Annotated in this window: 4 protein-coding genes and 3 pseudogenes; 5 read left to right on the plus strand and 2 right to left on the minus strand. The window is 67.8% G+C overall.

All coding sequences use genetic code 11. From position 1 onward, the window contains the following. Positions 1-445 precede the first annotated feature (445 nt). The gene (locus AB0C69_RS35370; RefSeq protein ID WP_360359631.1) at positions 446-1,999 is read left to right on the plus strand and encodes a serine/threonine-protein kinase; all 1,554 of its coding nucleotides are present in this window, start codon (positions 446-448) and stop codon (positions 1,997-1,999) included. 599 nt (positions 2,000-2,598) lie between these two features. Here the strand turns inward: AB0C69_RS35370 and AB0C69_RS35375 are convergent. Beyond that, positions 2,599-3,363, minus strand: a pseudogene (locus AB0C69_RS35375) (IS1634 family transposase); the annotation flags it as partial. Between the two features lie 173 nt (positions 3,364-3,536). Between AB0C69_RS35375 and AB0C69_RS35380 the strand changes: the two are divergent. Continuing rightward, entirely contained in the window at positions 3,537-3,893 is a 357-nt protein-coding gene (locus tag AB0C69_RS35380; protein WP_053731577.1) for a VOC family protein, read from the plus strand. A 3-nt stretch (positions 3,894-3,896) separates the two neighbouring features. On the opposite strand, the gene AB0C69_RS35385 is transcribed toward AB0C69_RS35380, so the two are convergent. Further along, positions 3,897-4,085: a hypothetical protein gene (locus AB0C69_RS35385; protein ID WP_360359633.1), complete on the minus strand. Its 189-nt coding sequence runs from the start codon at positions 4,083-4,085 to the stop codon at positions 3,897-3,899. Between the two features lie 68 nt (positions 4,086-4,153). Here AB0C69_RS35385 and AB0C69_RS35390 point away from each other — a divergent pair. The 3 genes and pseudogenes from AB0C69_RS35390 to AB0C69_RS35400 form a co-directional block, all read left to right on the plus strand. Next, positions 4,154-6,157 (plus strand): annotated as a pseudogene (locus AB0C69_RS35390) (DUF3987 domain-containing protein). Between the two features lie 6 nt (positions 6,158-6,163). Further along, positions 6,164-6,391, plus strand: a complete 228-nt coding sequence (locus AB0C69_RS35395) for a hypothetical protein (RefSeq protein WP_360359636.1) — start codon at positions 6,164-6,166, stop codon at positions 6,389-6,391. A gap of 175 nt (positions 6,392-6,566) precedes the next feature. Further along, positions 6,567-6,872 (plus strand): annotated as a pseudogene (locus AB0C69_RS35400) (tyrosine-type recombinase/integrase); the annotation flags it as partial. Positions 6,873-6,963 lie beyond the last annotated feature (91 nt).

The following is a 6,963-nucleotide window of genomic DNA, read 5'->3' on the forward strand; positions in this document are numbered from 1 at the left end:
ACCTGTTTTTCTCGTCTGTTCGCCTCGTCCGGTCGATGTCCGGACGAGCCAGCCGTGTGGTTCGGCTGTAGATGACTGTGCGGCTACGGCGGAAGAACGCAAGCACGGGCGGCGGCGGGCCTCGAAAGGCGCCAGGCGCGCGAGCGAGGCGTGTCCATCCCCGGCTCATGCTCAGACAGCGCAAGGCGCAGGGTTATTGCCGACCGGCCTCGCCCCTGAGGAGTGGCGTGTTCCGGACGCGTTCGAGGGCGTTATTCATGAACTCGTTCGAGTGCATCTCGTCAACGGCCGCCACGGCTGGAAGCCGCCCGGTTCCGCCGTTATGAGGACACCGGAGTCCGTCGAATTCCTGGAAGGATGCGGCGGTCTAGATGATCTCTGGAAAAGGGGGCGCCCGGCGGTGTATGCATGATCTGACGTTCGTGGACGGTCAGGGGGAGGGCCAGTGCGTGCCGGGCTGAGACTGGCGGACAGGTACCGGCTCGACTCCCTGCTGGGACGCGGCGGGATGGGCGAGGTGTGGCGCGGCCTGGACGAGCGGCTCGGCCGCCCGGTCGCGGTCAAGATCCTCACGGCGCCGGCGGGGGCGGACGCCCGGCTGGTCAGCCGGTTCCGCCGGGAGGCGGAGATCATGGCCCGGCTCCGCCATCCGGGAATCGTCGTCGTCCATGACGCCGGCGAGGACGGGCAGCTGCTCTTCCTGGTGATGGAGCTCCTCGACGGGGAGGATCTGTCCGCGCTGCTGAAGCGCCACCCGCAGGGCCTGCCGGTCGACCGGGCGAGGCGGCTGACGGCGGAGATCGCCGACGCGCTGCACGCGGCTCACCAGCAGGGGGTGGTGCACCGCGACGTCAAGCCCGCCAACGTGATGGTCCGCCCCGGTGACCGGGTGACCGTCATGGACTTCGGAATCGCCCGATACGCCGACCAGGTCACGGAGCTGACCGGCAGCGCGATCCTCGGGACGCCCGCGTACATGGCGCCCGAGCAGTTCGAGAAGGCGCACGAGCCGACCCCGCAGACGGATCTGTACGCGCTGGGCGGGCTGCTGTTCGCGCTGCTCACCGGCCGGACGCCGTTCGACGGGGACAGCCTGCGCGCATTGATCCGTGAGATCGTTCTCACCGATCCGCCGAGGCCGCGTGGGGTGCGTCCGGACGTCCCCGAAGATCTCGACGAACTCGCGCACGCGCTGCTGGCCAAGGATCCGCGTGACCGGCCGCCGGACGCCCGCACCGTCGCCGAGCGGCTCCGGGCCGTTCCCGCGCCCCGGCCGGCGGCGAGACCGTCAGTGCCGGGCCGGGCTCCGTCCCAGGAGCAGGCGCCGGTACCGGGGCCGGTGCTCCCCCCGCCTTCGCCTCCGCCCCCGGGCCTCGGGACGGGGCCGACGGTGGAGGTCCCGTCGGTGCCGGCACCCGCGACGGTCGTCGGGGAGCAGGAATCGCCGACCTCTCTGAGGGGCGTGCTCCTGACGGCGGCCGGGATCCTCGCCGTGATCACGGGCGGCGGGTTCCTGCTGCAGAACCCCATGGGGCTCTGGGTGGACGACGGAAAGTTCTCCACGCTCCCCGCGTGCGGTCGTCTCCCGACGCCCAGCATCCCGGACGCGGAGGTCTCTCTGACGAAAAGTCCTCAGGGCACCAGGGATTCGGCGAAGTGCACCTGGTCGGTCCTGCCCAAGGACTTCGCTGACAGGGGCAGCATCTCCCTTGAGTTCAAGCGCTACGGCAAGAAGAACTGGGAGTCGGGAGCCGACAACGCGCACGCGGCGTTGGTGAGAGAGAGTGGAGGGATGAACACCCTCTCCGGAGTGGGGGACGAGGGGAATCACATAGATCCGCCGTCCTACTTGGATGAGCCGCAGGTGATGTTCCGCGTGGACAATCTCACGGCTGACATCAGCATGAACGACCGCGAAGAGCAGGACGTCACTGAGAAGAACGAAGTCGCCTATGCCAGAAAACTCGCGGCGGCCCTTCTCAAGGAATCCGCGCGCTGACCGGGGCGAGAGGCCCCCAGCGCACCAGACGCCTCGAAACGGGCGGCTCGACCAGCGTGCGGCGGGCTGGAAAGCGTCGAGGGCGGGACCATGGGTCCCGCCCTCTGTGCGTCTGGCCAGGTGGATGGCCATCCGGGTGGCGGTGGTGGTGGGATTCGAACCCACGGAAGCTTGCACTCACACGCTTTCGAGGTCTGCGTCCCTCCGTACACCCAAGATCGCGCCCGTCCAAACCCCAGCTAACCGCCCCTCTGCCACAAGGCGACTGAGCCCGACGAACACCCCTGAACGCCCCCGGACTCCGCCCTACCGAGACTAGAACTGAGACTATGGCGCGCTGCGAAAGCGCGGGTCGCGTGCCCGATCAACCCACCCTGGTCAACAGTTACACCGGCCCCATGCAAGGCAAAGAGACCCGCGATCCAAGAAAGGCACCAGTTAGTGGCGGGAGTCACGGAGGTACCTGCAGACGCTCAACGCCCTCTAGATCTCGATTTAAGTCGCGGACGCGTGTCTCTCGTAGAAGACTTGCGGCATGACAAGCAAAGATCCCAACTCTTGGGTCGAAGTGGTCAAGTTCGGCCCGGGATGGTTGGCGTTGCTAGCTGGTTGGCCGCAGAGATCATGCCAGCGTCGGCCACGACCGTGACATCAGCCAGCTGGTGGGCATCCATGAACGCACGGATGGTCGGCAGCATCGTAGTGGTCTCGCCCCGGTTGCCCTCGAACGCGTTAGCCATCAACGGAAACCCGCTTGCGTCGGTGAGCAGCCCGATCGCGATCTGCGGCTCCAGGCGGCGTTCTTTGGAGAACCCGGGCTCACGGAACCCGTCCCCGGCATCGGTCTCGAAGTACAAGGTGGACACATCGTAGAGAACCAGTGACGCCGGCCCCAGATCAGCGGTGCGGGCGCACGCCGCGGCCAACTTCTGCCGCCAGGACTCTTTCGCGAACGCGGGCAGACGCCGCTTGAGGGTCGCGTACGCCGGCGGGTCGAAACCTGCCTCCTCGACCACCCGCAGACTGTCCAGCTTGCTGGTCGGCTCGACGATCCGTGCCAGCACCAGTAATCGGAACACCTCGTCACCACCAGCGGCCTCCTCGAACCCCAACAGCTGGTAGGCGTGGCCGAGCGCGTCCCACAGGTACGCCATCCGCGACGACGTGATCGCAAGCGGCCCACCACCAGCACCACTGCCGGCCTGCAACGCCGCGAAGTCCGGGCCAAAGTCGAGCTCGGGCCGCCCCACAGCCAGACGCTGCCTCGCCACCGCCTTGAGCGCCTCCAACGCCGCATCGTCATGCGCCGAGCCGATGTGCTCGATGTCCCGCGACCCGCGACGCGAGGAGTGCACGATCTGCACCGCCCTGGCCCCCGACGCCGTCTTCACCGTGCGCACATACGCCACGAGAGACAGCCTAGAACCGGCCGCTTAGTGCGCAGATTTTCGCCGTTCACACGACGAAACCGCAGCTCAACAGCCAGCACCCTACCCAAGATCAGCGATCTTGAGCCAAAGTCAGGTAAGGTCACGGAATGGTCATGCGGGTGGCGGTTCCCGTGCTGCCGTGCCGAGATGTGCAGGCAGCGCGGTCGTACTTCACGGACGTGCTCGGATTCGACACCATATTCACCTGGGAGACCCCACCTAGCTACGCGGCCGTGATCCGCGACACCGCCGAGTTCCACCTGTACGCCGAAAGCAGCGTCGGCCCGGCCAGGGTGACGGTTGTCGTCGACGACGTCGATTCCTGCCACGACGAGCTGCGCGCCCGCGGCGCCGACATCGTCGAGCCACTGGCTGACCGGCCCTACGGGATGCGCGACTTCAACGTACGGACACCCGATGGGCACTTGTTGATCTTTAGCCAGCCGCTTACCGAGTACGGGTGACCATCAGCGGACCAGCCAGAAGAATGACCGGACCTCGTCGACGAACAACGCCGGCTGCTCGAACGCCGCGAAGTGGCCGCCCTTGCCGGGCTCGTTCCAGTACCGGATGTTCGGGAACCGGCGCTCCGCCCACGGCCGAGACGGGCGCTGCAGCTCCTTGGGGAAGACCGAACAGCCGGTGGGTACGGTCACCGGCGCGCCGGCCGACCCGGAGATCTATTCGTTGACCTGCCGGAGTCTTTCCCAGTACAGCCGGGCGGATGAGGCACCGGTGCCGGGCAGCCAGTAGAGCATCAGGTTGTCGAGCAGCTCATGCAGAGCTGGCCGAGTTCGTCCGGCCCCTGCCGCACAACATCGAGGCCGAGCAGCACATGCTCGGCGCGGTGATGCTGGCACCGGCCGCGCTGCCCGAGGTCCGCGACCTGGTGACCGTGCCCGACTTCTACCGGCCCGCGCATGGGCTGATCTGGAACACCATCGTGGGCCTGGCCGACCGTGGCGCTCCCGTTGAGCCCGTGACCGTGGCCGCCGCCATCGACCCGCGCGACCTGGCCACGATGGGTGGCGGTCCCTACCTGCACACCCTGACCAGTCGAGTTCCCACAGCCACCAATGCCACCTACTACGCCCACCTCGTTCGCGATCTCGCGTACGCCCGCCGTGTGGTCGCCTCGGGAACGCGGTTGATGCAGCTCGGCTACGCCGCGACCGGTGACGCCCAGGACGACCTACGCGGCGCGGTCGTCGCCGAGCTGGGTGCCGTCACCGCCGCACAGAGCCAGGGCTGGACCGACCCCACACCGCTCTCGGCTACCGCCGAATTGCCCGTGTTCCCGGTGTGGGCGTTCCCGGACTGGCTCGGCGAGTACACCGCAGGTCTCGCCGAGGTCACCCAAACCCCGCCCGACCCTGCCGGATGCCTCGCTCTGGCCGTGCTGGGCGTCGGTGCCGGCGGAAAGGTGTGGGTTCGCGCCACCACCTGGACCGAGCCCACCAACTTGTTCACCCTTGTCGTGCTGCCTCCGGGCAACCGCAGGTCCGAGGTCTACAAGCACATGACCGCGCCGATCAAAGCTGCCGAGGCTGCTTTGGTCGAGCAGGCCCGCCCCCTCATCGCCGATGCTGTCGTGGCGCGCAAGGTCGCCGAGGCCGCCGTAGAGAAGACCGAGAAGGCCGCCACCTCCGCCCAGGACCCCACTCAGCAGGCTCTTGCCCGCGACGAGGCCGCGTCCGCGCGGCTAGACCTGGAGAACACCCCGATTCCGGCTGAGCCGTGCCTGTTCTCCGATGACGCCACCGTGGAACGGCTCACCAGTCATGTAGCCGAGCAGGGTGGCAGGTTCGCCATCCTCTCCCCGGAAGGCGAAATCTTCTCTATCGCCGCCGGGCGTTACGGCGGAGCGCCCAACCTGGCCGTTCTCAAGTCTGGCCACGCGGGCGAAGAGATGCGCATCGACCGCATGGGACGTCCGAGTGAGCGCATCGCGGCCGCGACCATCACCCTCGGGATCTGCACTCAACCCGGTGTCCTGGCCCGCCTCGGCGAGACGCCGCAGTTCGGCGAGCAAGGTCTCTTGGGGCGGCTCCTGTACTCGGTACCTACTTCGCTGCTGGGCTTCCGCAACGAGCGACCTGAGCCCGTTCCCGATCACATCCGGGACGCCTACAACGCCAACGTGCAGGCGCTGGTGTTGTCTCTGGCCGCGCTGCCCGAGGCGGCCACGCTGCATTTCGCGCTGGACGCCCAGGCCGCCATCCTTGACCTCGCCCGTGTGCACGAGGTCCGGCTACGGCCGGGCACAGGCGACCTTGCCCATATGACCGACTGAGCGGGGAAGTACGTCGGCGCCGTGGTCCGCATCGCCGCGCTGCTGCACCTCGCCGAGCACGTCCGCGACGGGTGGGACCGGCCCATCACGCTCACCACGTTCACCAACGCCCGGCTCATCGGGGAGTACTTCACCCTGCATGCCCAAGCGGCCTACGACGCCATCGGCGCCGACCCCGCCGTCAACGATGGCCGCGCCGTCCTCGAATGGATCGAGCGGACCGGCACGACCCGATTCACTGCGCGAGACCTCATGCGCAGCGGCCTCAAGAACCGCTTCAAGAAGGCCACTGACACCGAGCCCGCGTTGCGCGTCCTGGAGACCCACGGCTGGATTCGACGCCTCCCCAGCCCGCCCAACACGCGCAATCGCCCCGCCGCCCCGGCCTACGAAGCACACCCCGATCTGACCGACGCCTCGGCTCCCTCGGCGTGACCGATCGTGACCACCTGGCATGTGCTGCTCAAGGTGGCGGGGGAGCAGCAACGCAACGGTGTCCGCTGGGTGTTCGCGCTCGCACTCGGTCTCCGCCAGGGCGAAGCTCTCGGCCTCAAGTGGGAGGACGTTGATCTCACCACCAGCATGATCCGTATCCGGCGCGGCCGCCTCCGACCGAAATACGTCCATGGTTGCGAGGGCGAGTCCTGCGGTCGCATCAAGGCGGGTTAATGCCCACAGCGGCAACAGGTGCGGGCAGAAACCGGCCGGACCAAGTCCAAGGCCGGACGCCGTGATCGGGCTTCCGGCGCCGCTCCTGGAGCTTCTCAAGCTGCACAAGGCCAAGCAAGAAGCCGAGAAGGCCCAGGCGCGGCAGCTCTGGGCTGACAAGTGATACGTCTTCACCAAGCCCGACGGGGAGCCACTCAACCCCTTCACGGACTACCACGAGTGGAAGGACCTCCTCGTGACGGCCGGCCTCCGCGGAGCTCGGCTACACGACGCCCGGCACACCGCCGCGGCAGTCCTTCTGATCCTCGGAGTTCCGACGCCCACCGCGATGGCCATCATGGGGTGGTCAAGCGCCGCCATGGCCAAGCGGTACCAGCACATGAGCGACGTCATCCGAAGCGACGTCGCCGAGCTTGTGGCAGGACTCCTCTGGGAGCCCGCCGAGGACCGCGACGACGACCGGAGCCATGGGGCGGCCTGAGAACGGCAACTGAGACTAGAACTGAGACTGGAAAGCGTCGAGGGCGGGACCATGGGTCCCGCCCTCTGTGCGTCTGGCCAGGTGGACGGCC

This window comes from Actinomadura sp. NPDC048032, from assembly GCF_040653175.1.
Taxonomy (GTDB): Bacteria; Actinomycetota; Actinomycetes; order Streptosporangiales; family Streptosporangiaceae; genus Spirillospora; species Spirillospora verrucosospora.

What these genes read in the sequence shown, in the direction of transcription:
- AB0C69_RS35380 (WP_053731577.1), top strand. Translation starts at nt 3,537, where the DNA reads ATGGTCATGCGGGTGGCGGTTCCCGTGCTGCCGTGCCGAGATGTGCAG.